General features: G+C 72.8%; 27 protein-coding genes and 1 pseudogene. 12 read left to right on the top strand and 16 right to left on the bottom strand.

All coding sequences use genetic code 11. From position 1 onward, the window contains the following. The first annotated feature begins 73 nt into the window (after positions 1 to 73). Positions 74 to 955, top strand: coding sequence for a universal stress protein (locus V8690_RS01255; protein WP_338775446.1), 882 nt, complete (start codon positions 74 to 76; stop codon positions 953 to 955). A 13-nt stretch (positions 956 to 968) separates the two neighbouring features. On the opposite strand, the gene V8690_RS01250 is transcribed toward V8690_RS01255, so the two are convergent. The 3 genes from V8690_RS01250 to V8690_RS01240 form a co-directional block, all read right to left on the bottom strand. Then, positions 969 to 2,201 (bottom strand): DUF4032 domain-containing protein, encoded by a 1,233-nt coding sequence (locus tag V8690_RS01250; protein WP_338775445.1) that lies wholly within the window; start codon positions 2,199 to 2,201, stop codon positions 969 to 971. Between the two features lie 41 nt (positions 2,202 to 2,242). Then, complete coding sequence (locus V8690_RS01245; protein WP_338775444.1) at positions 2,243 to 2,986, bottom strand: MBL fold metallo-hydrolase; 744 nt, start codon at positions 2,984 to 2,986, stop codon at positions 2,243 to 2,245. A 113-nt stretch (positions 2,987 to 3,099) separates the two neighbouring features. After that, positions 3,100 to 3,723, bottom strand: a complete 624-nt coding sequence (locus V8690_RS01240) for an alpha-ketoglutarate-dependent dioxygenase AlkB (RefSeq protein ID WP_338775443.1) — start codon at positions 3,721 to 3,723, stop codon at positions 3,100 to 3,102. Positions 3,724 to 3,842: 119 nt separating this feature from the next. Between V8690_RS01240 and V8690_RS01235 the strand changes: the two genes are divergently transcribed. Together V8690_RS01235 and V8690_RS01230 are read left to right on the top strand one after the other, a co-directional pair. Further along, positions 3,843 to 4,481, top strand: a complete 639-nt coding sequence (locus V8690_RS01235) for a TetR/AcrR family transcriptional regulator (RefSeq protein ID WP_338775442.1) — start codon at positions 3,843 to 3,845, stop codon at positions 4,479 to 4,481. Positions 4,482 to 4,497: 16 nt separating this feature from the next. Further along, positions 4,498 to 6,171 carry an FAD-binding dehydrogenase gene (locus V8690_RS01230; RefSeq protein WP_338775441.1) on the top strand — a complete coding sequence of 558 codons (1,674 nt, stop codon included), beginning with the start codon at positions 4,498 to 4,500 and terminating at the stop codon, positions 6,169 to 6,171. A gap of 23 nt (positions 6,172 to 6,194) precedes the next feature. Here the strand turns inward: V8690_RS01230 and V8690_RS01225 are convergent, their stop codons facing one another. After that, entirely contained in the window at positions 6,195 to 6,545 is a 351-nt protein-coding gene (locus V8690_RS01225; protein ID WP_338775439.1) for a DUF488 family protein, read from the bottom strand. Between the two features lie 145 nt (positions 6,546 to 6,690). Between V8690_RS01225 and V8690_RS01220 the strand changes: the two genes are divergently transcribed. Beyond that, complete coding sequence (locus tag V8690_RS01220) at positions 6,691 to 7,134, top strand: DUF6098 family protein (protein WP_338775438.1); 444 nt, start codon at positions 6,691 to 6,693, stop codon at positions 7,132 to 7,134. A gap of 26 nt (positions 7,135 to 7,160) precedes the next feature. Here the strand turns inward: V8690_RS01220 and V8690_RS01215 are convergent, their stop codons facing one another. Both V8690_RS01215 and V8690_RS01210 read right to left on the bottom strand, forming a co-directional pair. Beyond that, positions 7,161 to 7,412 carry a WhiB family transcriptional regulator gene (locus V8690_RS01215; RefSeq protein ID WP_338775437.1) on the bottom strand — a complete coding sequence of 84 codons (252 nt, stop codon included), beginning with the start codon at positions 7,410 to 7,412 and terminating at the stop codon, positions 7,161 to 7,163. 170 nt (positions 7,413 to 7,582) lie between these two features. Continuing rightward, positions 7,583 to 8,479, bottom strand: coding sequence for a LysR family transcriptional regulator ArgP (locus tag V8690_RS01210; RefSeq protein WP_338775436.1), 897 nt, complete (start codon positions 8,477 to 8,479; stop codon positions 7,583 to 7,585). 69 nt (positions 8,480 to 8,548) lie between these two features. On the opposite strand from V8690_RS01210, the gene V8690_RS01205 reads away from it, so the two are divergent. Together V8690_RS01205 and V8690_RS01200 are read left to right on the top strand one after the other, a co-directional pair. Beyond that, the gene (locus V8690_RS01205; RefSeq protein WP_338775435.1) at positions 8,549 to 9,166 is read left to right on the top strand and encodes a LysE/ArgO family amino acid transporter; all 618 of its coding nucleotides are present in this window, start codon (positions 8,549 to 8,551) and stop codon (positions 9,164 to 9,166) included. 126 nt (positions 9,167 to 9,292) lie between these two features. Beyond that, positions 9,293 to 9,628, top strand: a pseudogene (locus tag V8690_RS01200) (MFS transporter); the annotation flags it as partial. Between the two features lie 4 nt (positions 9,629 to 9,632). On the opposite strand, the gene V8690_RS01195 reads toward V8690_RS01200, so the two are convergent. From V8690_RS01195 to V8690_RS01185, 3 genes are all read right to left on the bottom strand, one after another. After that, positions 9,633 to 10,088, bottom strand: a complete 456-nt coding sequence (locus tag V8690_RS01195; RefSeq protein ID WP_338775434.1) for a cyclic nucleotide-binding domain-containing protein — start codon at positions 10,086 to 10,088, stop codon at positions 9,633 to 9,635. Positions 10,089 to 10,351: 263 nt separating this feature from the next. Then, on the bottom strand, positions 10,352 to 11,830 hold the full coding sequence (locus tag V8690_RS01190) for an ornithine decarboxylase (RefSeq protein ID WP_338775433.1): 1,479 nt from the start codon (positions 11,828 to 11,830) through the stop codon (positions 10,352 to 10,354). Between the two features lie 69 nt (positions 11,831 to 11,899). Beyond that, complete coding sequence (locus tag V8690_RS01185) at positions 11,900 to 12,121, bottom strand: hypothetical protein (RefSeq protein ID WP_338775432.1); 222 nt, start codon at positions 12,119 to 12,121, stop codon at positions 11,900 to 11,902. 298 nt (positions 12,122 to 12,419) lie between these two features. Between V8690_RS01185 and V8690_RS01180 the strand changes: the two genes are divergently transcribed. The 6 genes from V8690_RS01180 to V8690_RS01155 all read left to right on the top strand — a co-directional run bounded on the left by V8690_RS01180 (position 12,420) and on the right by V8690_RS01155 (position 16,595). Further along, positions 12,420 to 12,854, top strand: coding sequence for an ATP-binding protein (locus V8690_RS01180; RefSeq protein ID WP_338775431.1), 435 nt, complete (start codon positions 12,420 to 12,422; stop codon positions 12,852 to 12,854). Positions 12,855 to 13,060: 206 nt separating this feature from the next. Continuing rightward, entirely contained in the window at positions 13,061 to 13,924 is an 864-nt protein-coding gene (locus V8690_RS01175) for a SigB/SigF/SigG family RNA polymerase sigma factor (RefSeq protein WP_338775430.1), read from the top strand. Between the two features lie 28 nt (positions 13,925 to 13,952). After that, positions 13,953 to 14,219 carry a DUF5133 domain-containing protein gene (locus tag V8690_RS01170; RefSeq protein WP_338775429.1) on the top strand — a complete coding sequence of 89 codons (267 nt, stop codon included), beginning with the start codon at positions 13,953 to 13,955 and terminating at the stop codon, positions 14,217 to 14,219. Positions 14,220 to 14,417: 198 nt separating this feature from the next. Beyond that, a complete protein-coding gene (locus V8690_RS01165) occupies positions 14,418 to 15,188 on the top strand; it encodes an ANTAR domain-containing protein (protein ID WP_338775428.1) in 771 nt (256 codons plus the stop codon). Between the two features lie 104 nt (positions 15,189 to 15,292). Continuing rightward, entirely contained in the window at positions 15,293 to 16,132 is an 840-nt protein-coding gene (locus V8690_RS01160; protein ID WP_338775427.1) for a DUF1206 domain-containing protein, read from the top strand. Positions 16,133 to 16,160: 28 nt separating this feature from the next. Continuing rightward, a complete protein-coding gene (locus tag V8690_RS01155) occupies positions 16,161 to 16,595 on the top strand; it encodes a hypothetical protein (RefSeq protein ID WP_338775426.1) in 435 nt (144 codons plus the stop codon). 23 nt (positions 16,596 to 16,618) lie between these two features. Here V8690_RS01155 and V8690_RS01150 read toward each other — a convergent pair whose 3' ends face one another. The 7 genes from V8690_RS01150 to V8690_RS01120 all read right to left on the bottom strand — a co-directional run bounded on the left by V8690_RS01150 (position 16,619) and on the right by V8690_RS01120 (position 25,431). Continuing rightward, positions 16,619 to 18,859, bottom strand: a complete 2,241-nt coding sequence (locus V8690_RS01150; RefSeq protein ID WP_338775425.1) for an FUSC family protein — start codon at positions 18,857 to 18,859, stop codon at positions 16,619 to 16,621. A gap of 86 nt (positions 18,860 to 18,945) precedes the next feature. Continuing rightward, the gene (locus tag V8690_RS01145; protein WP_338775424.1) at positions 18,946 to 20,319 is read right to left on the bottom strand and encodes an NAD(P)/FAD-dependent oxidoreductase; all 1,374 of its coding nucleotides are present in this window, start codon (positions 20,317 to 20,319) and stop codon (positions 18,946 to 18,948) included. A gap of 217 nt (positions 20,320 to 20,536) precedes the next feature. After that, the gene (locus tag V8690_RS01140; protein ID WP_338775423.1) at positions 20,537 to 22,267 is read right to left on the bottom strand and encodes a SpoIIE family protein phosphatase; all 1,731 of its coding nucleotides are present in this window, start codon (positions 22,265 to 22,267) and stop codon (positions 20,537 to 20,539) included. Beyond that, on the bottom strand, positions 22,264 to 23,688 hold the full coding sequence (locus V8690_RS01135) for a SpoIIE family protein phosphatase (protein WP_338775422.1): 1,425 nt from the start codon (positions 23,686 to 23,688) through the stop codon (positions 22,264 to 22,266). Before V8690_RS01135 ends, V8690_RS01140 begins: the two co-directional genes overlap by 4 nt. Beyond that, complete coding sequence (locus tag V8690_RS01130; RefSeq protein ID WP_338785199.1) at positions 23,688 to 24,128, bottom strand: anti-sigma regulatory factor; 441 nt, start codon at positions 24,126 to 24,128, stop codon at positions 23,688 to 23,690. The genes V8690_RS01135 and V8690_RS01130 overlap by 1 nt, the downstream gene beginning before the upstream one ends. Beyond that, positions 24,128 to 24,547 (bottom strand): STAS domain-containing protein, encoded by a 420-nt coding sequence (locus V8690_RS01125; RefSeq protein WP_338775421.1) that lies wholly within the window; start codon positions 24,545 to 24,547, stop codon positions 24,128 to 24,130. The genes V8690_RS01130 and V8690_RS01125 overlap by 1 nt, the downstream gene beginning before the upstream one ends. Beyond that, complete coding sequence (locus V8690_RS01120; RefSeq protein ID WP_338775420.1) at positions 24,544 to 25,431, bottom strand: STAS domain-containing protein; 888 nt, start codon at positions 25,429 to 25,431, stop codon at positions 24,544 to 24,546. Before V8690_RS01120 ends, V8690_RS01125 begins: the two co-directional genes overlap by 4 nt. Positions 25,432 to 25,685 lie beyond the last annotated feature (254 nt).

Below are 25,685 nucleotides of genomic sequence, written 5' to 3'. Positions count from 1 at the left end.
ACTCCAGCGTCGTACGGACGGGGTAGTGAAAACTGAGCGGCACGGAGCGACCTTGGAACGAGGAGGCAGCTGCATGACACGTCCGATCACCGCAGGGGTCGACGGATCGCAGGAGAGCCTGGCCGCCCTGGCCTGGGCGGCCCGGGAGGCGGTGCGGCGCGGGCTGGCGCTGCGGGTGGTGCACGCCTGGCGGTTCCAGCCGCAGGAGGTCCTCGAAGCGGGGATCGCCGGGGACGCGGACAGCCAGGCGGAGTGGGTGCACAGCGCGGTGACCGAGGCCGTCGGGACCGTCACCGAACGGCACCCGGACCTGGAGGTGACCACCGACGTCGTGGAGGGCGCGGTCGTCGACACCCTGGTCGCCGCGGCCGCCGCCGCCGAAATGCTGGTGCTCGGCTCGCGCGGCCACGGGCCGGTCGTCGGCTTCCTGCTCGGCTCGGTCGGCCAGCAGGCCATAGCCGAGGCCACCCGGCCCGTCGTGCTCGTCCGGGCCGATGACCAGCCCTCGATGGAGGCCGCCGGGCGGGAGGTCGTCGTGGGCCAGCAGGGCGACCCGGAGGACAGCGCCGACGCGCTGCGGTTCGCGTTCGAGACGGCTGCCGCGCGCGGGGCGACCGTACGGGTCGTACGGGCCTGGACCCTGCCGCCCGTCTTCGCCTACAGCCCCGGCTCGCTGAAGCTCCTCGACGAGGCCGGGGGACTGGAGCCGTACGAGAGGAAGGCGCTGGCCGCCGCGGTCCGGCCGTGGCGGGAGCGTTTCCCCGACGTGCCGGTGGAGGAGCACGTCGAGATGGGCAGCGCCGGCCAGGTGCTGCTGTCGGTGGCCGGGGCGGCCCAGCTGATGGTCGTCGGCCGACGGGCTCACCGTACGGCCGTCGGCGCCCGGATCGGCTCGGTGGCGCACGGGGTGCTGCACCACGCGGACTGCCCGGTGGCCGTGATCCCTCACACGTGAGGGAGGCTGCGGCTCACTCCGCCGTCGGCTGAAGCGTCTTGCGGGCCTTGGGGAGGATGTTCTTGATGTAGTCCTCGACCGCCGTTTCGATGCCGATGTCGTGCTGGGCCCGCTCGGACAGGTACCAGCGGTGTTCGAGGAGCTGGTGGTAGATCTCCGCCGGGTCCATGGAACCGCGCAGTTCGGGCGGCACGGCCCGCACGGTGGGCCGGAACACCTCCCGCACCCAGCGGTGCGCAAGTACCTCCGGGCGGGCACCGAGGGGGTCGCCCGGGGCGTAGTCGTCCTGGGTGGCCATCCAGCTCTCCAGGTCGTTCAGCAGCCGGCGGGCCTGGTTCTCCTCGGTGTCCAGCCCGGTCAGGCGCAGCAGCTGGCGCTGGTGGTGGCCCGCGTCGACGACCTTGGGTACGAAGGTGACCGTGTCGCCGTTCGAGGCGTGCTCGATCTGCATCTCGGCGACGTCGAAACCGAGATCGTTCAGGCGGCGGATCCGGCGTTCTATGTAGTGGTACTTGCCGGCCGGGTAGACGGAGGTGCGGGTCAGTTCGTCCCACAGGCCGCGGTAGCGGGCGCAGATCTCCATGCCGAACTCGACCGGGTCCACGGACGGGTGCAGCGCCCCGGACGCCTCCAGGTCCAGCAGCTCCCCGCTGATGTTCACGCGGGCGAGGTCCAGGTCGTACTCGCGCTGCCCGGAGCTGAGCTGCGGATGCAGGTCACCGGTCTCGGCGTCCACCAGATAAGCGGCGTAGGCGCCCGCGTCGCGCCGGAAGAGGGTGTTGGACAGCGAGCAGTCGCCCCAGGCGAACCCGGCCAGGTGCAGCCGGACCAGGAGCACGGCGAGGGCGTCCATCAGCCGGTGCATGGTGGCCGGGCGCATGGTCGTCTCGAACATCGAGCGGTACGGCATCGAGCCGCCCAGGTGCCGGGTGATCAGCACGCTCTCCAGCGGGGCGCCGTCCGCGTCGGTGCGGCCGGTGACGACGGCCAGCGGGTCCACCGCCGGGATGCCGATCCGGTCCAGGTCGCGCAGCAGCTCGTACTCGCGCAGCGCGGGCCGCTCGGCCAGCTCCTTGACCGCGATCACCTCGTCGCCGGCCCGGGAGTAGCGCACCACGTGCCGGGATATGCCGCGCGGCAGCGGCACGAGGTACTCCTCCGGCCACTCCTCCAGGGGCAGGTCCCACGGCAGCTCGAGCAGAAGCGCGGGATGCTCCGGGTTGGTCGCGCTGATCTGAAGTGCCATGGGCCGGGTGTCCTTGTCTCGCCGCTGATCGTCACCTCAGATTAGAGGGCGCGCTCCCGGGCCCGGTGCGCGGCGTCCTTCACCGAGCCGCGGTGGACCGGACCGTGCCCGGGCAGGAGCAGCTCGCCCTCCAGCTCCGCAAGGACGTCCAGGGAGGCCACGGCACGGGGGCGCTCGTGGTGGAACATGTCCGGCAGCAGCTGCGGCCCCTCGATCCGCGAGGTGGGGTGCCCGCTGACCAGGGCGTCGCCGGAGATCAGCACGCCGGTGCCCGGCACGTGGTAGGCGCAGTGCCCGTCGGTGTGGCCCGGCGTGTGCACCGGCACGGGCCGCCCGGGCAGGTCCAGGGCACCCGCCGGGAACGGCTCGGGGGCCGTGACCGGGTTGTGCATCGTGCCGCCGGAACGCAGCGCGTGCACGGCCCACGGCAGCACCCCGGGGCGCCAGCCGTTCTTCAGCACCGTCCCGAGGGACACCTGGTGCAGGAAGTCGCGGCGCGCGTGCGGTACTTCGGCCTCGTGCAGGTACACGGGCGTGCCGTACGTGGCGCGCAGGTACTCGGCGGACCCCAGGTGGTCGTTGTGCGCGTGCGTGATCAGCACCGCCGCGACCGCCTCCGGGGAGCTTCCCACCTGAGCGAGCGAGGCGAGGAGCCGCTCCCGGTCGCCGGGGTAGCCGGTGTCGACCAGCGTGACGGCGTCCCCCTCCGCGAGGATCACCCAGTTGGTGTGGGAGCCGTGCACCAAGTAGATGCCGTCCGCAACTTGGTGTACGTCTGCCCGCATGATCGCCCCGCGTTGGTGTGGTCCCAGCCCGACGAGAGAAGGAAAGCAGACCCCACGGCAGGTGGAACGGCCGGGTTCGCCTCAACGGACCCGCGGGGCATGGTCGTTCCGGCTCAGTGCACGCCGTGCGGGCGGAACTGGATGCTGATGCGCGGTTCCGTCACGCGCGTGCTCTTGGGGACGGAGTGCTCCCAAGTGCGCTGGCAGGAGCCGCCCATCACGATCAGGTCGCCGTGGCCCAGCGGCCTGCGTACGGTGTCGCGACCGCCCCGCATCGGACGCAGCAGCAGGTCCCGGGGCGCGCCCACCGACAGGATGGCGACCATCGTGTCCTCGCGCGCCCCGCGCCCGATCCGGTCGCCGTGCCAGGCCACGCTGTCCCGGCCGTCGCGGTAGTAGCACAACCCGGCCGTGGTGAACGGCTCGCCCAGTTCCTCGCCGTAGTGGGCGCTCAGCGCGTCGCGCGCCTCGGTCAGGACCGGGTGCGGCAGCGGGTCCTCGGCGCCGTAGAACGCGAGCAGCCGGGGGACGTCGACGACGTGGTCGTACATCGTGCGCCGCTCCGCCCGCCACGGCACCTCCGCGGCCAGCCGTCCGAACAGCGTGTCGGAACCGCTGAGCCACCCGGGCAGGACGTCCAGCCAGGCGCCGAAACCGAGGTGGACACGGCTGATCCCGTCGAGAGGCCCGAGCCGCACCTCGTCGGTCTGGTCGAAGAGGGATCCCTGGAGGTGCATGGACTCAGCCTACCCCGCAATCGAAAACTTGTTCCATAAGGGCAATGGGGGCGGGGAGGCGTGGGCCTTTCGATACACCGATGTATCGAATACAGTCATGTATCGAAAGGGGGCCGAGCGTGGGCGTAGAGGGAACGACCGGGCGTGTGACCAGGCGCCGTGTCCGCACCCGTGCCAACCTCCTGGACGCGGCGTTCTCCGTGTTCGCGGCCAAGGGCTTCGGGCACGTCTCGATCGAGGAGGTCTGCGAGGCCGCCGGCTACAGCAGGGGCGCCTTCTACTCCAACTTCTCCAGCCTCGACGAGCTGTTCTTCGCCCTCTACCGCGAGCGGGCCGAGCTGATCGCTGAGCAGGTGTCCGGGGCGCTCGCGATCGACGGGCCCGGCCTCGACGTTCCGGCCGCCGTGGACCGCGTCACCGACGTGCTGCTCCTCGACCGGGACTGGCTCCTCGTGAAGACGGACTTCCTGGTGCACGCCGCCCGCGACCCGGACGTGGCGCGCAGCCTCCTGGAACATCGCGCGCGGCTGCGGGGGGCGATCGCCGACCGGCTCGCCCGCGCCCGCGGGCACACCGCCCTGCCCGCCGTGCTGGGCGACACGGACGGCGCCGCCCACGCCGTGGTCGCGGCCTACGACGGCGTCACCGCGCAACTGCTGCTGGACCGGGACGTCGCCCGCGCCCGCGCCTGGCTGAAGCAACTGCTCACGGCCCTGCTGACCGACGGCAGCGGCACCTCCGAACACAGGCAGAACTGAAGAAGGGAACGTCGCCATGGACGCCGACGTCATCGTCGTCGGAGCGGGCCTCGCCGGCCTGGTCGCGGCCCACGAACTGACCAGCAGGGGCAGGAGGGTCGCCCTCGTCGACCAGGAGAACTCCGCCAACCTCGGCGGGCAGGCCTTCTGGTCCTTCGGCGGGCTGTTCCTCGTCGATTCGCCGGAGCAGCGGCGGCTGGGCATCAAGGACTCCTTCGACCTCGCCTGGAGCGACTGGCGGGGCAGCGCGGGCTTCGACCGGCTGGACGACGAGGACTCCTGGGCCGTGCGCTGGGCGCGCGCCTACGTGGAGTTCGCCGCGGGGGAGAAGCGGTCCTGGCTGCACGGGCACGGCATCACGTTCCTGCCCACCGTCGGCTGGGCCGAGCGCGGCGACCTCACGGCGCACGGGCACGGCAACACCGTGCCCCGCTTCCACATCGCCTGGGGCACCGGCACCGGAGTGGTGGAGCCCTTCGTCCGCCACGCCAAGCAGGCCGCGCGCGACGGACTGCTCACCTTCCACCACCGGCACCGCGTCGACGAACTGGTCGTCGAGGACGGCGGCGCCCGGGGCGTGCGCGGCACGGTCCTGGCCGAGGACACCTCACCCCGCGGCGTCGCCTCCAACCGCGACCCGATCGGCGAGTTCGAACTCACCGCCCAGGCCGTCGTCGTCACCAGCGGCGGCATCGGCGCCAACCACGACATCGTCCGCCGCTACTGGCCCGAGCGCCTCGGCACCCCGCCGCGGGAGATGGTCACCGGCGTGCCGGCCTACGTCGACGGCCGGATGCTCGACATCAGCGCCGAGGCGGGCGTACGGCTGGTCAACCGGGACCGCATGTGGCACTACACCGAGGGCCTCCAGAACTGGGACCCGATCTGGCCCGGCCACGGCATCCGCATCCTGCCCGGACCGTCCTCGATGTGGTTCGACGCCCTCGGCCGCCGCCTGCCCGGGCCGTACCTGCCCGGCTATGACACCCTCGGCACCCTGAAGCACCTGCGCACCACCGAGGACATCGCCGGGTACGACCACTCCTGGTTCGTCCTCACGCAGAAGATCATCGAGAAGGAGTTCGCCCTGTCGGGATCCGAGCAGAACCCCGACATCACCGCCAAGGACCGCGCCGGGTTCCTGAAGGAACGCATCCTCGGCAAGGGCGCGCCCGGACCCGTCGACGCGTTCCTGCGCAAGGGCGCCGACTTCGTGACCGCGCCCAGCGTCGAACAGCTCGTCGCGAAGATGAACGAGCTCACCGACAAGCCGCTCCTCGACGCGGCCGGGATCAAGCGCCAGATCGAGGCCCGCGACCTCCAGATCGCCAACCCCTATGCCAAGGACGCCCAGGTGCAGGGCATCCGCAACGCCCGCCGCTACATCGGCGACCGCCTCGGCCGGGTCGCCACGCCGCACCGCATCCTCGACCCGGCGGCCGGCCCCCTGATCGGCGTCAAGCTGCACGTCCTCACCCGCAAGACGCTCGGCGGCATCCAGACCGACCTCGACTCCCGCGCCCTCGGGACCGACGGCAAGCCGGTGGACGGGCTGTACGCGGCAGGCGAGGTCGCCGGGTTCGGCGGCGGCGGGGTCCACGGCTACAACGCGCTGGAGGGCACCTTCCTCGGCGGCTGCCTCTTCTCGGGGCGGGCGGCGGGCCGGGCGGCGGCGAAACAAACCGGCTGATCGTGCCCGGAGGGCCCGCCTGCTCAGCCCTGCACGAGGCGGGCCAGCACCGTGGCGTGGCTCTGCTCCGGCGTCTTCGACGCGGTCAGCAGTGTCACATCGCCCTTGCGGGCCAGGTCACGGACGTGGTCGAGGAGTTCGGCCGCCTCGTCGCCGGCGAGCTCCGCCTCGTACCGCCCGGCGAATTCCTCGTACGAGCCCTCGCCCGCGCGGTACCAGCGGCGCAGCTCCGTCGACGGGGCGATCGCCTTCGGCCACTCGTCCACCCGCGCGGCGTCCTTCGCCAGCCCCCGCGGCCACAGCCGGTCGACCAGGACACGCACCCCGTCCTCCGGCTCGGGCGGATCGTAGACGCGGCGCACGCGGACGCTCATGGTCGGCCCCTTCTTGCGACGGACGGGTATGCGGCGAGCGTAACCCCGGCCGGGTGCCTGCACCCGGCCGTGCCGAACGGCCGATTCCGCTCGCGCCGGGCGGGTACTCCGTCCGCCTGACGGCGTCGAGGGAGGAGGTCACGACATGAGCGGATCCGACGACCTGCCGGTCGTGCGCACACTCACCGAGCTCACCGAGCTGGTGGAACGGCACCAGGGCCTGTACGTCCGCTGGTCGCGCGGCCCCGCGACCGATCTCCGCGACGTGTCCAGCACCGACGATCTGACGGGCGTGTCCATGCCGGGCCTGTCCGCCAACCCGCTCGACGTCGAGGACTGGTGGGAGGACCGGCCTGTCCGGGTGTGGGTGGCCCGTCGCCTGCACGACTACGCCCATCTGCCGCACGAGAAGGGGCCCGGTGTACGGCCCTGGGCGCTCGCGGGCAAGGAGACCTCCCGGGGGCCCGACAACGAACCGCTGGTCACCGACGTCCGGCCGATGTGCTGGATCGACCAGCAGGTGATCGACGAGGCAAAGGCGGAGGTGTCCCGGCAGGAGAACCCCTGGGGGCCGCTGCGGCGCAGCTGAGTCCCCCAGGGGGAGTGGGCAGGGCGTCAGCCGGAGCGGCGCCGGGCCGCCGCACGCCGCTTCAGCGCACGCCGTTCCGTCTCGCTCGTCCCGCCCCACACACCGATGGACTGCCCCGTGTCCAGCGCCCACTGCAAGCACTGCTCCGTGACGGGACAGCGCCGGCACACCGCCTTGGCCTGCTCCGTCTGCAGCAGGGCCGGGCCGGAGGCGCCGATCGGGAAGAAGAGCTCGGGATCCTCGTGCCGGCAGGCAGCGTGGTCTCGCCAGTTGTCCATCGAAGTCACCTGCGATCGCAGTAGAAACGTGCCTTTCGGATGCTTACTCCTTTTCGGGTCACCTGTCGACGCTTCGTGAAACAGCGGCGCCCCGGGCAGCCGCTCACCGCTCGCGCATGCCCAGGCGAGCCGTAGGCCGTCAGCGGATCAGGGAACGCGACCACAGGGCGTCACGCCCGCAGTGCCTCACCGGCGGTCGCCGTCACCGCCTGAGCCACCTGCGCCAGCGCGGGCGAGTCGAGCTTCCACTGCTGCCAGTACAGCGGCACGTCCACCGTCCGGCCCGGGGCGAACCCGACCAGCCGCCCGGTGCGCAGCAGCGGGTCCGCCTGGGCCTCGGGCACCAGGCCCCAGCCCAGTCCGGCGGCCACGGCCTCGACGAAACCCTCCGAGGTGGGCACGTAGTGCCGCAGCGCGCTCGCGCCGCTCCGCCCCCGGGTGAGCCGGCGCACGAAACCGTCCTGGAAGTCGTCCCGCCGGTCGAAGGCCACCACGGGCAGGTCGAGGAGCACCTGTTCCAGCGGCCCGTCGAGGTGGCGCGCGGCGAAGTCCGGCGCCACCACGGGGATGTAGCGCATCCGCCCCAGCGACCGGACGGAACAGCCCGGCACGGGATCCGGCGACGAGGTCACCGCCGCCATCACCACCCCCTCCCGCAGCAGCGCCGCCGTGTGGTCCTCGTCCTCGCGGCGCAGTTCGAAGTAGAGCCGCAGCTCCTCCGGCACGCGCGTGAGCACCCGGAGGAACCAGGTGGCCAGCGAGTCCGCGTTCACCGCCACCGAAATCCGGGTCGGCTCCCCGGCCCCGCTCAGCCCGAGCTCCGCGTACGCGTCGCGCTCCAGCCGCGCCACCTGCCGGGCCAGCCGCACCAGCACCTCGCCCGACTCGGTCGGCCGCACCGGCTTGGTCCGCAGCAGCAGCACCCGCCCCGTGCGCTGCTCCAGCGCCTTCACGCGCTGACTGATCGCCGACGGCGTCACATGCAGCGCGGCAGCCGCCGCGTCGAACGTCCCCTCGTCCACGACCGCGAGCAGGGTCCGCACCTGGTCCAGAGGCAGATCAGTCATCACGAGCGCTAACGATACGTAAGAATCTTTAGCTGTACGTGAAACGGGCCGGTCCGTAGCGTCACGGCCATGACCAGCACCTTCACCGCCGCAGCCGCGGGATTCGGCACCGGCCTGTCCCTCATCGTCGCCATCGGAGCCCAGAACGCCTTCGTCCTGCGCCAGGGCATCCGCCGCGACGCCGTCCTCGCCGTCGTCGGCATCTGCGCCCTGTCCGACGCCGCCCTCATCACGCTAGGGGTCGGCGGGGTCGGCGCGGTGGTGACGGCGTGGCCGGGCGCGCTGACGGTGATCGGCTGGATCGGCGGCGCGTTCCTGCTGGGCTACGGCGCCCTGGCCGCCCGGCGGGTGTTCCGGCCGGACGGCGGCGCGCTGCGGACGGACGGGGAGGCGGCCGGATCGCGCCGCCGGGCCGTGCTCACCTGCCTGGCGATGACCTGGCTCAACCCGCACGTCTACCTCGACACCGTGTTCCTGCTCGGCTCCGTCGCCGCCGACCACGGCCCGCTGCGCTGGACGTTCGGCCTCGGCGCCGTGCTGGCCAGCCTGTGCTGGTTCGCCGCCCTCGGCTTCGGCGCCCGGATGCTCGGCCGTTTCCTCGCCAGGCCCGCCGCCTGGCGGGTCCTGGACGGCCTGGTCGCCGCCACCATGATCGTGCTCGGTGCCGTGCTCATCACCGGAAGCTGAGACCTCGGCTCCTGGGCGCCCGGCGGCTGGTGCGACAGTGATCCCGGCCGGATAGGTGCAGCGAGCATCCAGGAAGCGGCGAGTGGACACGAGCGAGGGCACGACGGACGGGCAGGATCCGGCACCGGGGCGGTCGTCGTCTGGGGTGCGGCGATCACGGGCTTCGCGCTGAGCGGCAACCTGTGGGTGGGAGTGGCGTTCCTCGCCGTGGCCGACATGGTGTCGATGGTCTTCCGCGGGGCCATCCTGCTGTGGGCCGCGACCGACGAGATGCGCGGGCGCATGCAGGGCGTCTTCACCGTCGTCGTGGCGGGCGGCCCGCGCCTCGCCGACGTGCTGCACGGCACCGCGGGCTCCGCCTTCGGCTCCCGTACCGCCGTCGCGGGCGGCGGGCTGCTGCTCGTCGCCGTGATGCCGGCGCTGGCCGCGGCCATGCCGAAGCCGCGGCGCTACCGCGTCTGACGTCTCACAGGGCGCCCCGCCGGTGCAACGTGTACTGCTCCATCAGCTTGCCCCGGGTCATCTCCAGCCGGTGCGCGAGCACCTCCGCGACGTTGCGCACCAGCGTCAGCCCGAGCTCCGGGTCCTCCTCGCACAGTGCCAGCACGGCCCGCGCGTCGAACTCGTAGGCCCGTACGGGGCTGAACGCCACCGCGCCGAAGTCCCAGGTGTACGGCGGGAACAGCCAGGACCAGCCGAGCAGGTCGCCCGCGCCGAGGCTGGCCACGGTCACCCGCTGGAGGGAGTTCACCTGCTGGTCCAGGGAGACCGCGCCGGAGCGGATGACCCAGAAGCGGTCGGCCGTGCCGTCCGCCTCGAAGATCCGGGCGTCCTCGGGGAAGGACACCTCCCGGGCGAGCGTCATCAGGCGCTGCCGCTGGGGCGGGGGCAGGGCGGTCAGGAGTTTGATCGCTTTGGTCATGACGCGGAGCTCCTCGCCGGGCGGTGGACTTCCGGTGCTTTCCCTACGCCCATTTCAGCCGCTGGCGGGGTCCAGGGCACCTCGGCGTGCGGAACTTTCTCCGGGCATGAAAAAGCCCTGGCTGGACGGGGGAAACCAGCCAGGGCCGTAAGCGGTGGTGCGCGGAGGACAGTGGGTCGACTCCGCCACCACTTATGAATGAACCGTAAACCATCCTAGGGACGTGCGTGCACCCCAAACCGGGGCGCGTGACCGGTTTCACTTCACTTCGCGTCCCCGGCGCGAACCCGGACCGTCTCCAGCTCCGGGTCCGTGGGGTCGGGCAGGTGCATGCCCGCGGCCAGTCCGGTCCGCAGGTACGCCAGCACCGGCTCGGTGAGGCGCTCGCCCGGCAGGACCGCCGGGATGCCGGGGGGATACGGCGTGATCATCTCCGCCGCGACCCGTCCGGCCGCCCGCGCCACCGGCACGTCCTCGGCCGGGCCGAAGAACGCGTCGCGGGGCAGTACGGCCTGTTCCATCCGCAGCGCCGCGGGCGACGGCACCTCCACCCGCGGCGCCCGGGGCAGGTCTCGCGCTACCCGGGTGAGGTCCCGCAGCGCTTCCAGCAGCTGCCCGGTCGTCTCCCGGTCGTCGCCGTGGGTGATCTGCGCGCCGATGCGGCGGTGGTCCACAAGATGCGCGTCGATCTGCCGGTGTTCGCGCAGCCAGTCCGCCGCCTGGAAGCCCGTGATCCCCAGCCCGCCGAGGTCGATGACGCCGGGTAGCGGGTCGAGGTCGTCGGACAGGTCCGGGCCGCAGAAGTCGTCGCGGTCGTTGACGTGCAGCCCGTCGATCTCCTCGATGGCCGACCGGACCTCGGCCGCGAGCTCCAGCGCGCCGCCCATCAGCTCCTCGCCGTGCAGTGCCATCTGCCGTCGCCAGCCGTCCAGACCCGCGAAGATCAGCACCGACGGGCTCGTGGTGCCCAGCAGGTCCGCGCGCATCCCCAGCAGGGCCGGGGGGACGAGATCGCCCTGGAGATGGAAGACCGAGCCCTGCTCCAGGCCGCTGCCCATCTTGTGGATGCTGGTCACGCAGATGTCCGCGCCCGCGTCCATCGCCCAGGACGGCAGACCGGGGTGGAACGGCAGGTGCGCGCCCCAGGCCTCGTCCACGATCAGCGGCCGCGAGCGCCGGTGGCACACCTTGGCGACCGCCCGCAGATCCGCGCAGCCGCCGTACGGTGTGGGGCTAGTGACCAGTGCGCCGCGCGCGTCCGGGTGGGCCTCGAAGGCCCGGTCGAAGTCCTCGGCGGACGGGGGATGGGCCAAGTGCCGCTCGGCGTCCCACCGCGGGTCGACCCAGACGGGCTCGATGCCGGAGATGATCAGCCCCGCCACCACCGACTTGTGGGTGTCACGCCCGATGAGTAACTTCTCGTGCGGCCCGGCGACCGACAGCATCGCGGCCTTCACCGACAGGGAACTGCCGCACGTGCTGAAAAACGTGTGCTCGGCGTGCACGGCGTCGGCCATCAGCTCCTGGGCGCGGTGCAGCACCCGCCCCCGGGTGAGCCGGTCGTCCAGACCGCCCGAGGCCAGCACGTCGCCGTGGAAGACCGCGTCACCGAGGACCTCCCGGACCGCCGGGTCGGCGCCGCGGGCCTGCTTGTGCCCGGGCGGCGTGAACGACAGGTGCCCCTTGCGGCGGTACTCGTCCAGGGCTTCCAGGACCGGTGCTCGGGTGTGGTCGGCTGTCATGTGCACCGGGTTCCCGGCGCGTGCCCCCACAATCCGCCCGTGCCCATCACCGGGCACGGGCCCTCCTGGTCAGCCCTGCGCTGTGTGTTTGCCCGGAGTCAGGATCTCGTCCAGCACCCTGAGCACCGCTTCGTAGGACATCTGCCGTACGGTCGCGTCCCGGGCCCCCTGCGGGTCGGTCGCGCCCAGTTCCTCGCTCCTGCTCCGCCACGTCCGCTCCTCGTGCACCGCGCAGGCCCTCGCGCGCTGGATGCGCCGCAGCAGTTCGTCCGAATCCACCACATCGGTCATGGACACCGCGTACCCCGAGGACGCGTGGTGATGGCACCGATGCACGGCCGTCCCGGGGTCCCAGGGGTCTTTTCGGGTTCTTTTTCCGGCAGCGGGGCGGACCGAGGTTTGCAGGTGCGGGGAAGGGTCAGCCGAACTAGGAGACCCGCGGCGTTCGCGCGATGCGCGCCCCGAAGTCGCGGGCGGTGGAAGACGAACACCGAGCAGCGGGTCCATGAGCCCGAGGTGTGCCCGGGCGGGCGGCCACGGTACGCGGTTTGGACCCGGCTCATGTCCTGACCGAGCAGGGAGCTGAAGGATGTGCGAGGAGCACATGATCGAATCCGTATTCGAACCGCCCGGTGCGCGCCGGGCCCGGCCGAGCAAACCCGCCGAGGCGCGCCGGGCCGTGGAGCGCGCCGTGGCCGAGCGCTGCCGCACCACCCACACCGCGTGTGACGCGGGCGCCCTGTCCGACGCGCTGCTCGTCGCCTCGGAGCTGACGACCAACGCGATCCTGCACGGCGGCGGAGTCACCGACTTCCAGGTCGACGTCGACGGCCCCGGCGTACGGGTCTCGGTGAGCGACCGCAGCGACGAACTGCCGGTGACCGCGCCGCCCGCCGATCCGCACGGACGGCTGCGGCACGGCGGACACGGCTGGCCCATCGTCTGCCGGCTCTCCCGCGACGTCCGCGTGTCCGACCTGCCCGCCGGCGGCAAGTGCATCACCGCCGTCGTGCCCCTCTCCTGAACGGCCGTTTGCCGGTTCACTCCACATTGCACAGCAAAGTGGAGTTTGTTCCACCGGTGGGAGGGCAGACGCAATCTCGTGCTTCGGACCGGAGGCGCGCCAGCGGGAGCGGTATGTATGACTGCCCCGGAGGCCCTCCAGGCGATCCGGGCAGCGACCGTCCCGCGGTAGTCCCTGAAACCATCGTTGTTCAGGAGCGAATCCGCATGCTCATCGATACGCCCACCAACCGTCCCGGCACGCCCGAAACGACGACCACCGCCACCCGGCGGCGGCACGACGACGCTCCGGACACCGCGGCCCTCTTCGCCCGCCTCGCGGAAATGGAGGAGGGGCCCGAGCGGGAAGCCGTCCGCGACGAACTCGTCACGCTCTGGCTGCCCATGGCCCACCGCATCGCCGGCCGCTTCCGCGACCGTGGAGAGTCGATCGAGGACCTCCGGCAGGTCGCCGCCCTGGGGCTGGTCAAGGCCATCGACCGGTTCGACCCGAGCCGGGGAGCCTTCGAGAGCTACGCCGTCCCCACCATCACCGGCGAGGTCAAGCGGCACTTCCGGGACCGCATGTGGGCCCTGCGGGTCCCCCGCCGCGTGCAGGAACTGCGCAACAAGGTGCGGGTGGCACGCCGTGAACTCACCCAGAACCCGGGCAGCACCGAGCCCTCCGTGGCGGACATCGCCGCCCACGCCGGCCTGACCGAGGAAGAGGTCAGTGCCGGGCTCGAGGCCCTGGAGAGCTTCAGCACCCTGTCGCTGGACGCCGAGCTCTCGGCCGACGACGACGGCTACAGCCTCGCGGACACCCTCGGCGCGGCCGACTCGTCCTACGACGTCGTCGTCGACCGCGAGTCCGCCAAGGAGGGCCTGCGCCGCCTGCCGGAACGTGAACGGGCCATCCTCTACATGCGCTTCTTCGAGGACATGACACAGAGCCGCATCGCCGACCACCTGGGCATCTCCCAGATGCACGTCTCTCGCCTCATCAGCCGCAGCTGCGCCCGTGTGCGCGACGAGGTCCTGGGGCAGCGGACGGGCACGCGCGGCACCGGCGGCACCTCCACGACGGCCTGACCACCCGACCCCCGAGGAGCGAGGAACCATGCTGAGGCCCCATCCCGCCGTGCTGCGCCGCCTCGTCGACGAGTACGAGGCACTGTCGGCCGCCGTGGCAGCGAGCGAACCGGCCGATCTGAGCGCGCGGGTACGCGACCTCGTGTACACGTTGTGCGTGTCCACCGGCACCCGGGACGTCGAGCGCGCCCTGGAGGTCGCTCACCAGTGGCTCGCGACCACACCCGCACCGGCCCGGGAGACCGCCCCGCCGACGATCACCGAGCGGCGCATGCCGACTCCGGAGCCCGCATGATCCACGTATGCGCGTGACATGACCGGGACGGCGTGGTAGCGCAGGGGCCCGGCCGACGGCGGCAGCCGCGGCCGGGCCCTCTCACGTCACGCCACTCAGACCGGGGAGTTCCATGTCCGCAGCGGGACCGACAGCCGACGACGACAGGGAACCGGAGCGCCTGCGCGCCGAGGTGCGCGACCTTGGTGCCCGGGCTCCGTGTATCCGCTGATCTCCCAGGCCCAGGGCATGCTTCAGGAGCGGTACGCACTGCCCGACGGGGAGAGCGCCTTCGCGCTGATGCAGCGGGCGTCCCAGCGGTACGACGTCAAGCTGCGGACCCTGGCGGGGTTCCTGGTGACCGCCGCACCGCGTCCCGACGGCCGGGAGCAGCTGTGGTTCCCTCGCCGCGTCCGCCGGCCGGAACCCGCTCTCACCTACACCTCGGCCCACCGGTCCGGGTCCGGCAGCCGCGGCGCCGTCCTGAAGGCCGTGCTGAGCCACACCCTGGCGGTGACCGGCACCGACATGGGCAACGTCCAGCTCACCGACCGGGCCCGCGGCGGCCTGCGCATCGAGGAGCACACCGGACTCACGCCCGGCTTCGTCGACTTCTTCGCCCACGTCGGCGACGACGGAACCGCCTGCGCGCGGGCCGCCCGCGACGTCGCCCAGGTCACCGTGCGGGACGTGGCAAGCGACCCGATGTTCAGCGAACCGGCCCGCCTGGCCATCCTCGCGGCGGGCAGCAGGGCCTGTCAGAGCGTCCCGCCGACCCCGCGTCCGGACTGTGCGTCGGCATGGTCTCGGCCCACCTGGACCGGCCCGTCCAGAGACTGTCGACGGCCCAGACCAAGGCCCTCGACACCGCGTGGGCGGCCAAGCGGGCCGATGGCTCGCCTGGCACGACCGCACGGTCGTCCTGGACGCCCTGGAGTACCTGCACGCCCTCGGCCGCGCCGGCCGGGGGTCGGGGTCCGGCGGTCCTGACACCCACGCGGCAGCTCCCCGCCGTGTCCGGAATCCCCTGGTCCGGCGGTCGGGCGGGGTGTGTGCCGGCCGAGTCGGGGCATCCGGAGGGCCGGGAGGTCGACATGAACACGAGTGCGATGGCACAAGGCGGTCGGATCCGGGCCCGGCGAGCGGCGCGCGGTTCGGTGACCGAGGGGGCGGCACGGGCGGGTCTGGCCGCCCGGGGTGTGATCTATCTGCTCGTCGGGGCCCTGGCGTTGCAGATCGCCTTCGGCGACACGGGCGAGCAGGCCGACCGCGGGGGAGCCCTGGCCGAACTGTCGCAGCAGCCGTTCGGCGCGGTGATGCTGTGGGCGCTGGGCATCGGCCTCGTCGGCATGGCCCTGTGGCGGCTGTCGGAGATTCTGTTCGGCTCCGTCGGACCGGACGGCCGCAGCGCACGCAAGCGTCTGCTGGCGACGGCCCGCTTCGTGTTCTACGTCTTCGTCGCCTACTCCGTGCTGTCGTTCGCCGCGAACCGCGGCCAGAGCGGCTCCGGATCCAGCGACCGGCAGTCCGAGGACGCCACCGCCAGGGCACTGGAGATACCCGCCGGCCAGTGGCTGGTCGGCGCGGTCGGCCTCGCGATCGTCGTGGCCGGCGGCTGGATCGGCGTACGGGCGGTGCTCCGCAAGTACCACGACAAGCTCCGGCTCGGGCAGATGAGCCCGGGGACACGGCGGCTGGTGGACGTCACCGGCGTGGCCGGCGGCGCCGCCCGCGGGCTGGTGTTCGCCGTGGCCGGTGTCTTCGCCGTCCGCGCCGCGATCGACTACGAACCCGACCGGGCCAAGGGCCTGGACGACACCCTGCGCAGCTTCGCGGACACCCCCCTCGGCCCTTGGCTGCTGGTCTGCGTCGCGGCCGGGCTGGTGCTGTTCGGGGTGTTCTCCTTCGCCATGGCACGCTGGCGCCGCGTCTGAGCCGCGTCATGTGGGGAACACGAAGCGAATGAGCGATTCCGAGATTCCGCATGGCGACGGCCGGCCCGTGGACGTGTACCTGGACCTCCTGCGCATCCGGATGGACACGGAGGACTACCGCCTCCTGATGCGGGTGGTGGAACCGGTCCTCCAGGCGATCGACGAGGAGCGCCTGTCCAGCCTCGACTTCGCACTCGACTCAGGGGCGGGCGACGAACTGCCCCAGGAGGTCCGTGACGAGGTGGCCCTCGTCATCGCCACCGCCGTCACCGGCCGCCTCGACAACGAAGTGATCGAACTCGACGTCGACGAGACCGGCCCGGTCAGGATCGTCACGGACGCGTCCACCGCGTCCGACCCGGTCCGCCTCGGCGAGATCGCCGACTACATCAAGGAACGGCACCGGCAGACGGAGGAGCTGCGCGGCATCGCCGAGGTGAGCGGACTGCCCACCGACTTCTGAGCGGCACCGGCCCTCAGGGGTCCTCAGGCCCGCGGCTCCGCCACCGGCACGCCCAGCGGCCGGGCGAGGCCCACCACGGCCTCGTCCAGCCGCTCCAGATGCCGCAGCACGCGGTCGGTGATCCGGCCGTAGCGAGGTGTGCCGGCGTCGGAGCCCAGCAGCGAGGCGATGCTCGGCCCGGTCTCGACCCGTGCGGCGGCGTGCTCGTCCGCGACCCGGGCCGCGATGGTCTCGATGTTGCGCACGGTGCGTCCCGCGGCCCCGCGCAGCCGGGGGTCCGCCGCGATCGAGGGATGCGTGGGCAGCAGCTCGGCGGTGGCCGCCAGCGTCCGCGCGTGGTACGCGCAGGTCTCCAGCAGCGCCACCACGTACCGGGCCGTGTGGCGCCGGGCCCGCAGCGGCGTGACCGGATGCGTCAGCGGCTGTGTGGCGGCACGCAGGTCGGCCAGCGCCTGGTCCAGGTCGCGCGCCTTGTCCAGCAGCTCGTCCGCCGACCCGCCGCTCAGCTGGCCGACCGCGGCCTCGGTGACCTCGGCCAGCCGGTCCAGCACGGTGCCGAGCAGCTCGTTCGTACGGCGGTCGGTCCGCACCGGCAGCACCAGCGCCGCCGCGATCACCCCGCAGGCCGCACCGAGCGCCGTCTCCTCCACCCGCAGCAGGAGCACGTCGAGGCTGTAGGTGTGCAGCAGCGTGTACAGCAGCCCCAGCATCGCGGTCACGAAGAACGACATCAGCGTGTACGACAGCGGCGCCACGTAGAACATCGCGAAGATCAGCACCAGGACCAGCGCGAACGCCGTGACGGTGTGCTGCCCGACCAGACCCGCCAGGACGATGCCCGCCACCACGCCGAACACCGTGCCCAGCAGCCGGCGGTAGCCCTTGACGAGGATCTCGCCCGTCGAGGCGGTGTTCAGGAAAACGATCCAGCACGTCAGCACCGCCCAGTACCAGCGCTGCGTGGACAGCAGCTCGCCGCCCACGATGGCCAGCGTCGAGCCGACGGCGACCTGCACGGCCGCGCGCGTGGTGGGCCGCCGCAGCCCCGTCTCCCGGTCCTCCGCCGACTCCTCGCCGCCGTCGATCGCGGCGTCCTCCGCGTCCAGTTCCTCGCGGGAGCGGGCGGTCGCGGGCGTGTCGTCCGACTCGTCCTGCGGGCCGTCCAGCGCGATCCGCAGCCCCAGCACCGAGCGGGCCGCCTCGCCGATGCCCCGGAACACGTCCTGGACGGCGGCGGGCGCGGGCGGCAGGTTCTCCTCGTCCCGGTAGCCGAGGAGCCGGTTGCGCACATGGGCCAGGGCGGTCCCCGAGTCGCCGCTGCCGGCCCGCAGCACGAGGGTGCGCAGCGCCTGGAGATCGCGGCGGAGCGTCGCGATGGCCTCGTCCGGCACGGCCCGTTGCCCCACCGACGGCGCGGGCGCGCCCGGCAGGTGCAGGGTGAGCGTGTCGGCCCGTTCGGCGCTGCGGGAGGTCAGCAGCAGCAGGCCGAGCCGCTCGGCGGCGATCTCGGCGTCCGCGATACGGCGCTGCACGAGCCGCGCCGCCGACTCGTCGGGGGTGCCCTCCTCCAGCTGCGCCTGGATCATCATGGCCGTCTCGTGCAGCCGCGCGGTGCCCTCGCGCACGGCCTCCAGGGCCTTGTCCATCTCGTCCGGGGCGGCGTCGAGAAGGTCGAGCTGCGCGGACACCAGCTGGGCCAGCCGGGCCCGGAAGGCCAGGCGCAGCCGCAGCAGGACGCCCGTGGGGGTCGCGGGCACGACGGCGAAACGCAGCAGGGCACTGGAGCAGAACGCCACGGCGATGGCACCGCACAGCGCGGGCAGCGAGGAGACCTCGGCGCCGACGAAGAGGGACAGGAAGTAGATCTGGAAGCCGATCAGCCCGAGCGCGGTGCCACGGTCGCCGAACCGGCGGCCGTAGACCGCGCAGAAGATCAGGACGACGAAGAAGACGTCACCGACGTACAGACGCGCGTTGAGCACCGCGCCCAGCGTCACGGAGACCAGCGCCACCGGAAGGCCCAGCGCCAGCGTCACGGCCTGGGCGCCGAGCTGCTTCTCCCGGATGGCGAAGGTGGCGACCATTGCCGCCATGGCCCCCGCCACCAGGAGATGCACATCGGCCGCGAGCAGGGAGAGCACGGCCAGCGTGAGGGCGATGGCGCCGACCGTCCGCAGCCCGGCCGTCAGGCGCAGCAGCCCCGGGTCGGACGCCGCGATCCGCTCCCGCAGCCGTGCCCGCACCGACCGTCCCGCTGCCCTCACGCCGCCGCACTCTCTCCCGACTCACCACACCAAGATCCGCACCTCAGCATGACATGCCACCAGCGGACGGCCCCCTCCGGCCCGGTCTACTCCTGCCGGCCGGTCCCCTCGACGTGTGCCCGCACCTCTTCCGGCGTCAGATAGGCGTCGGTGTACTCGAAGTCCTTCAGCCTGGCGGCCTTGCGGGCCTGGAACCCGGTCCGTACGAAGTCGTCGCCGGCGACCGCGTTGAGGAGCCAGTTCGTCATCACCCGGGTCTTGGCGACGTTGGTGCGCAGCGCCGACCAGTGGTAGCCGCGGGCCACCGCCTGGGCGGGCAGGCCGCGCAGTTCGATGCCCAGAGGCTTGGAGACCGCGTCGGTGCCGCCGAGGTCGACGACGAGCCCCAGGTCCTTGTGGACGTACGGCTTCATGGACTGGCCCCGCAGCGACGCGATGACGTTGTCGGCGACGTGCCGGCCCTGCCGCAGGGCGTGCTGCGCCGTGGGCGGGCACATGGCGCTGTCGTCGCCCTTGGCCAGGTCGGGCACGGCGGCCGAGTCGCCGAGCGCGAACACCCCGTCGTTGCCCGGCAGGTTCATCTCGGGGGCGACCGCGAGCCGCCCCTTCACGGTCTCCGTGCCCAGCGTGGCGATGAGGGGACTGGCGACGACCCCGGCCGTCCAGATGAGCGTGCGGGTCGGGATCACCCGCCCGTCGGTGAAGGTGACCTCCTCCGGGCCCGCCTTCGCGATGGAGACGCCGAGGGAGATTTCGATGCCCCGCCGGCGCAGGATCTCCTGCGCGCTGCTGCCGAGCTTCTCGCCGAGCTCCGGCATCAGCTTCGGCGCGATGTCGATCAGATGCCACTTGATCAGGCCCGGGTCCAGCCGCGGGTAGCGCTTGACGGCGGCGTGCGTCAGCCGCTGGAGGCACGCCGCGGTCTCGGTGCCCGCGTAGCCGCCGCCGACCACCACGAACTGGAGCCGCGAGGCCCGCTCGACCGGGTCCTGGCTCGCGTCGGCCAGATCCAGCTGCGAGATGACGTGGTCACGGATGTACGCCGCCTCGGCGAGCGTCTTCATCCCGAACGCGTGGTCCGTCAGCCCCGGGATGTCGAAGGTGCGGGTGACGCTGCCGGGGGCCAGCACGATGTAGTCGTACGGCTCGTTGACGATCTGGTCGGTGATCGTGCGGACGACGCAGACCTTGGACTTCAGATCGACGCCGATGGCCCCGCCCGGAATGATCCGCGTGCGGTACTTCTTGCTGCGGCGCAGCGAGACGGCGATCGACTGCGGCGTCAGCACGCCGGAGGCGACCTGGGGGAGCAGCGGCAGGTAGAGCTGGTAGGCGAACGGCGTCACCAGCGTGACGTCGGCCTCGTCCGGGGAGAGTTTCCGTTCCAGACGGCGGACGCACTCCACACCGGCGAAGCCTGCGCCAACCACCAGGATCCTGGGTCGTGTCACGGTGTTCATCCCTTTCTGCGGCTCCAGGCGGTCTGCCTCGAACGCCTATCGACTGCCCCTGGATCGCTGGTTCGCACCCCATCGACCCCACCGCCTCTTCGACCGGCACGCCAGTCGGAGCGGCAGGCAGACGGACGCGTCGATCACCACCATGCCCCTCCCGTGGCCGAAAAGCACCAGGCGGGAGTGAAGAACGCGTGCACAGACCGGACGGACGGACCGTCCGTCAGCCCGCCGCGTCCCCCTGGAGATGACACAGCAACAGGCACACGTCGTCGTCGCGCTCGGAATCCGTCAGCAGCGGGTGCAGGATCCGGTCCGCCGAGCCCTCCAGGTCCGCGTCCAGCTCCGCCGAACGGAACCCGCCGAGCGCCGAGGCCAGCCGCTCGATGCCCGGGTCTATGCCCTGCGCACGCCGTTCGACCAGCCCGTCCGTGTACAGCGCGAGCGTCGAGCCGGGCGACAGACGCACCGTGTGGTCGCCGATCTCCTGGGTGAGGGGGATGCCCAGCATGGCGCCGGGTTTGGCGTCGAGGGTGCGCACGGTTCCGTCGGGCAGCCGCAGCACCGGCGGCGGATGGCCCGCGGCGGCCCAGGTCAGCGTGGGCTCGTCCGGGTGGAACCGGGCGATGACGGCGGTGGCGTAGAGATCCGGCTGGAGATGGTGCAGGAACCGGTGCAGCCGGGTCAGCAGCCGGCCCGGGCTGTCGCCGTCGACGGCGTAGGCCCGCAGCGCGGTGCGCAGCTGGCTCATCATGACGGCGGCGTGCAGGCCGTGCCCGGTCACGTCGCCGACGACGGTGATGAGACCGCCGTCCCGCTGGGGGAACGCGTCGTACCAGTCGCCGCCGATGTTCAGCCCGTGGGTGGCGGGCAGATAGCGCGCGGCCAGGCTGAGGCCGGGCGTGGCCGGCAGATCTGCGAGCAGGGCGCGTTGCAGCGTCTCGGCGATGTCGCGGTTGTGCTCGAAGCGCCGGGCGTTGTCGATCGCGATGCTGGCCCGCCGGGTGAGCTCGATCAGCATCACCGCGTCGTCCGGGTCCCAGCGCGCACCGGGCGGCGAGAGGGTCAGCACCCCCAGCGGCGCCCGCCGCGTCGGCAGCGGCACGCACAGCAGCGGCCGGGTGGGATCCAGCGCGGACGGCGGCTGGTCGTCGACACCGGGCAGGCCGCCGGGATGGTCGGCCGCGTACTGCGGCCGCCCGGTCCGGGCCGCGACCACGGCGGCGGCCGGATGCGGCGTCGACCGGTGCTTGTCGTCCTCGTGGTCGAACAGCCAGATGTCGACGCCGCGGGCGTACTCCGGCACCAGCAGGTCCGGCAGCCGGCGCACGATCTCCTCGTGGTTGAGCGAGGCCGTCAGCACGGCGCTCGCGTCCGCGAGGAACGTCAGTCTGCGGCGGGCGCTCTCCGCCTCGTTGCGCGCGCGGCGCTCGGCGGCGAAGGCCTCGCGCTGGGCCCGGCCCGCCGCGTCCAGCTCGGCGTGCAGCGCCAGGACGCCCTGGTTCGTCTGGTGCAGCTCCTCGCGGTGGAAGGTGACCAGATCCTCCTGCTCGGTGAGCTTGTCCAGCACCACGGCCGTGTCCTCGTCGGCGCCCAGCAGCGCCTCCGCGAGGGCGGCGGGATCGTCCTCGACGGCGCCGCCGTCCGTGGCCCGGGCCGCCTCGGGGCAGGGGACCGTGACCTCCCACGGCGGCTCCCCGGCAGCGGCGGACGCGTCCGGCGACGGCGTCACCACGGCATGCAGCAGCCCCTCCTCGGCGGGGGACCCGGCCACGTCCAGGGTGAGCAGCCAGGTACCGCCCTTGGTGAGGCACTGCCGCAGGTGGGCGCTGAGGGCGGCGGCCAGCCTCGTCCGTTCGACGGTGGGCACACCGTACGCGGCGGCCAGGCGTGCGAGGGCGATGCGGGCGCGTGCCGCATCGGTGACGGTGGTGATCTGCCAAGTGCGCATCATCGGCGTTCCGGCGGGGTCGGAGTCAGCACGGCCACGGCGGTGTCGTCCCGCACCGGACGGGCGGGACTGCTCGCGTCACGTATCGTCACTGCGGCCGTCACGGCCGGGTCGGCCGCAGGCAGGCCGGCGTCGGACGGCGGTGTCCAGCGGCTGGGCAGGCCGTCGGTGTGCAGGATCAGCAGCCGGTCGGCCGCCCAGTCGGCCTCCTCCTCGCGGAGGGTGGCGGGCCGGTGCACGCCGACGATGCCGGGCCGCGACAGCAGCGGACGCCAGCCGCCGTCCGCGCGCAGCCGGGCCCCCACGTTCCCGATGCCGGCGAACCGCAGCCGCCCCGCCCGCACGTCGAGCTGGGCCAGGGCGACGGCCGCGCCCCGGGTGCCCTTCAGCGCGTCGTGGAGCCGCCGCAGCGACTCGGCGGGGGAGAGGTGGGCCCAGCGGTGCAGCGCCGTGACCGCGGCCGTCGAGGCCCGGGCCGCCTCCGGCCCGTGCCCCAGACCGTCCGCCAGCATCAGCGTCAACCGGTCCCCGGAACGTACCCACGCCCAGGCGTCACCCGAGTACTCGGCTCCGCCGTAGGGGATGTTCACGCCTCCGGCTCGCACGCCGGCGACGAGCACGGACCGGTCACCCGACGGGCCGGGCCGCCCTTCACGCCCCGGTGCACCGGGGCCCGGCACCTCGCCGCCCGGCAAACCGGAGACCGGCCGGGCACCGGGTTCGTGCCCGGGGGCCTTCCCGTCGCCGGGCACGCTCCCGGTCTGCCCGGCCCAGCCCGGTGCGCCGCCGGGCACCGTCGCGTGCCCCGTCAGGGCGCCGCACGCCACGGCTCCCACCGGCGCGTCGTCGGCCGGTGAGGCACCGCCCGGCCACCAGCCGCTGCTCGACGCCCCGCCCTCGGACCGAGCCGGTGAGCCGGGAACAGCCGCACCATCCGCCGGACCCCGGACCCCCGACACCAAGTCGGCCCCCGCCCCCACGGCCGGACCGCCGCCACCGCGGGGCGTCATGCCCACGCGGGCCACCGCGACCGTGCCACGGCCGGGCGTGCTGTGCAGGGCGAAGTCGTCGGCGAGACGCCGGCACGTGCCGAGGCCCGCGCCGAGCGAACCGGTCGTGGAGAAACCGTCGCGCAGGGCCGCGGGCAGATCCGGGATACCCGGGCCGTGGTCGATCGCGGCGATCTGCACGACCCGGGACTCCGCACGGCCCTCCCGCGGCGCGGCCGGTGCCACGACGTCGATGAGCACCTGACCACCCTCGGCGTGCTTGAGCAGATTCGTGGCCAGCTCGGTCGCCACCAGCGCGGCGGCCGCGGTGCGCCGCTCGTCGAGACCGGCCAGCGCGGCCGCCCCCTCCGCGGCGACCCGCGCGTCGCGCACCCGCGTCGAGTCGCGCACCGGGACGTCCCACACGCGCGGCATCAGGCCCCCTCGCGCGGCCGCGGCGGCTGGGCCACCCAGCAGGTCACCCGCACCGTGGTGCCGTCGCCCGGCGTGCTGTCGATGTCGAAGTCGTGCACCAGACGCCGCGCGCCGCTCAGCCCCATCCCCAGCCCGTCGCCGGAGGTGTAGCCGTCGCTGAGCGCCCGGTCCAGGTCGGCGATGCCCGGCCCCTCGTCGGTGAAGGCCAGCCGGAGCCCCTGCACACCTCCCCTGCTGAGGTGCGTCGCCTCCATCTGCCCGCCACCGCCGTGCACGAGGGTGTTGCGGGCCAGCTCGCTGGCCGCCGTGACCAGCTTGGTCTGCTCCACCAGGCCGAAGCCGAGCCGGGCCGCGGCCTGCCGGACGTGCTGTCGCACCCACACCAGGTCCATGTCCGACCGGATGGGCAAGCAGGCTTCCACGCCCGCGGCAGTGTGCATCACGGACTCTCCTGACGCGGGCCGCCCGGACGGTACGCCGGGGTCTGCTGCGAGAGGAGCTCCATGCCCGCCTCCGTGCTGAGCGCCGTGATCAGCCCCGGCAGCGTCAGGCCCAGTTCCGCCAGGGTGATGGCGACCGCCGGGCGCATGCCCGCCACCACGGTCCGCGCGGCCAGCAGCCTGGCCTGCGCGGCGATCTCGGCCAGCACCCGGCCGAGAAAGGAGTCGACGATCTCCACACCGGAGATGTCGATGAGGACACCACGCACCCCGGTGCGTGAGATGGTCTCCGCGAGATCCTGCTGGAGCTGCTGCGCCGTGCTGTCGTGCAGGTCCCCCTGAAGCGTGACCAGCAGGACGTCGCCGAGCCGGAGAACCGGCACGTGGCCCGGGACGGGACGGGAGTACGCGTCGCTCACCGCTGACCCGCACCCGGGTTCACGATGTCCGCTCCGAGCTCGTGCAGCGCGTACCTCAGCGCGTCGGAGAGGCTCGCGCGGGTGATCACGTCGAGGTCCAGACCGAGGTGGACGATGGTCTGCGCGATGGCGGGGCGGATGCCCGAGACGATGCACTGGGCGCCCATCAGCCGCGCCGCGGCGACCGTCTTCATCAAGTGCTGCGCGACCAGCGAGTCCACCGTCGGCACCCCCGTGATGTCGAGGATCGCGAACCGGGCGTGCTGGTCGACGACCGCGTTCAGCAGCGTCTCCATCACCACCTGGCTGCGAGCACTGTCCAGCGTCCCGATCAGCGGCACGGCCACGACGCCGTCCCACAGCCGGATGACGGGCGTCGCCACCTCCATCAGCTGGAGCCGCTGCCGGTCGCTGAGCGCCTGCCACTCGCTCAGCGCCGTCTGCATCGCGACCAGCCGCAGGGTGCCCATCAGCACGGTGAGCGCGGTCGAACACGCCCGCAGATGCTCGGGCGGCGCCTGCTCCAGATCGGCGGCCAGCAGATTCTCCACGGGCGGCCGCAGGGCGGCCAGCTCGCTGGAGACCTGGGTGTTCGACAGCCCGGCACGCGAGCGGGCCACGCCCATCCGGGCCAGCTGTTCGCGCACCTCGCTGAATCCCGCGGCGTCCGGGTCCTCCACCTGATCCGAGTCGGCCACCTGGGCCAGCGCGTCCACGACGACCTTGCCCGCCTCCACCGCCTCGTCGCGCGAGACGGTGAACACGGTGCGGAACAGGGGCTCGTCCGCCCACCGCTGGGCGATCTGCTCACGCCTGCGGTGCAGGAAGTCCCTGACCTCGTGCGTCGGCGTGGCGAGCTGTCCGTCCGCTTCGTGCTCCGGCACCTGGTTCTCTCCTCATCCGCGTTGCGTCGACCGAGCCCGCCAAAGGCGACGGGACGGTGCTGTGACACTTGCCGGGCGACAACTCTAACCATGCGCCGACCTCGTACGACACCGGATCCGGCGCAACCGATCCGGTCCGGAACGGCAATTGGCCACTGCCGTCCCCGGGGCGCGAAGGGCGAAACGGCCGCCCGGGCGCGGCGGAGGCGAGGGCACGGGAACGCCGGTCCCGCCGGCGACGTGCCCGAGGGGCA

The organism is Streptomyces sp. DG1A-41 (genome assembly GCF_037055355.1).
Taxonomy (GTDB): domain Bacteria; phylum Actinomycetota; class Actinomycetes; order Streptomycetales; family Streptomycetaceae; genus Streptomyces.
This window is presented reverse-complemented; position numbering and strand designations above follow the sequence as displayed.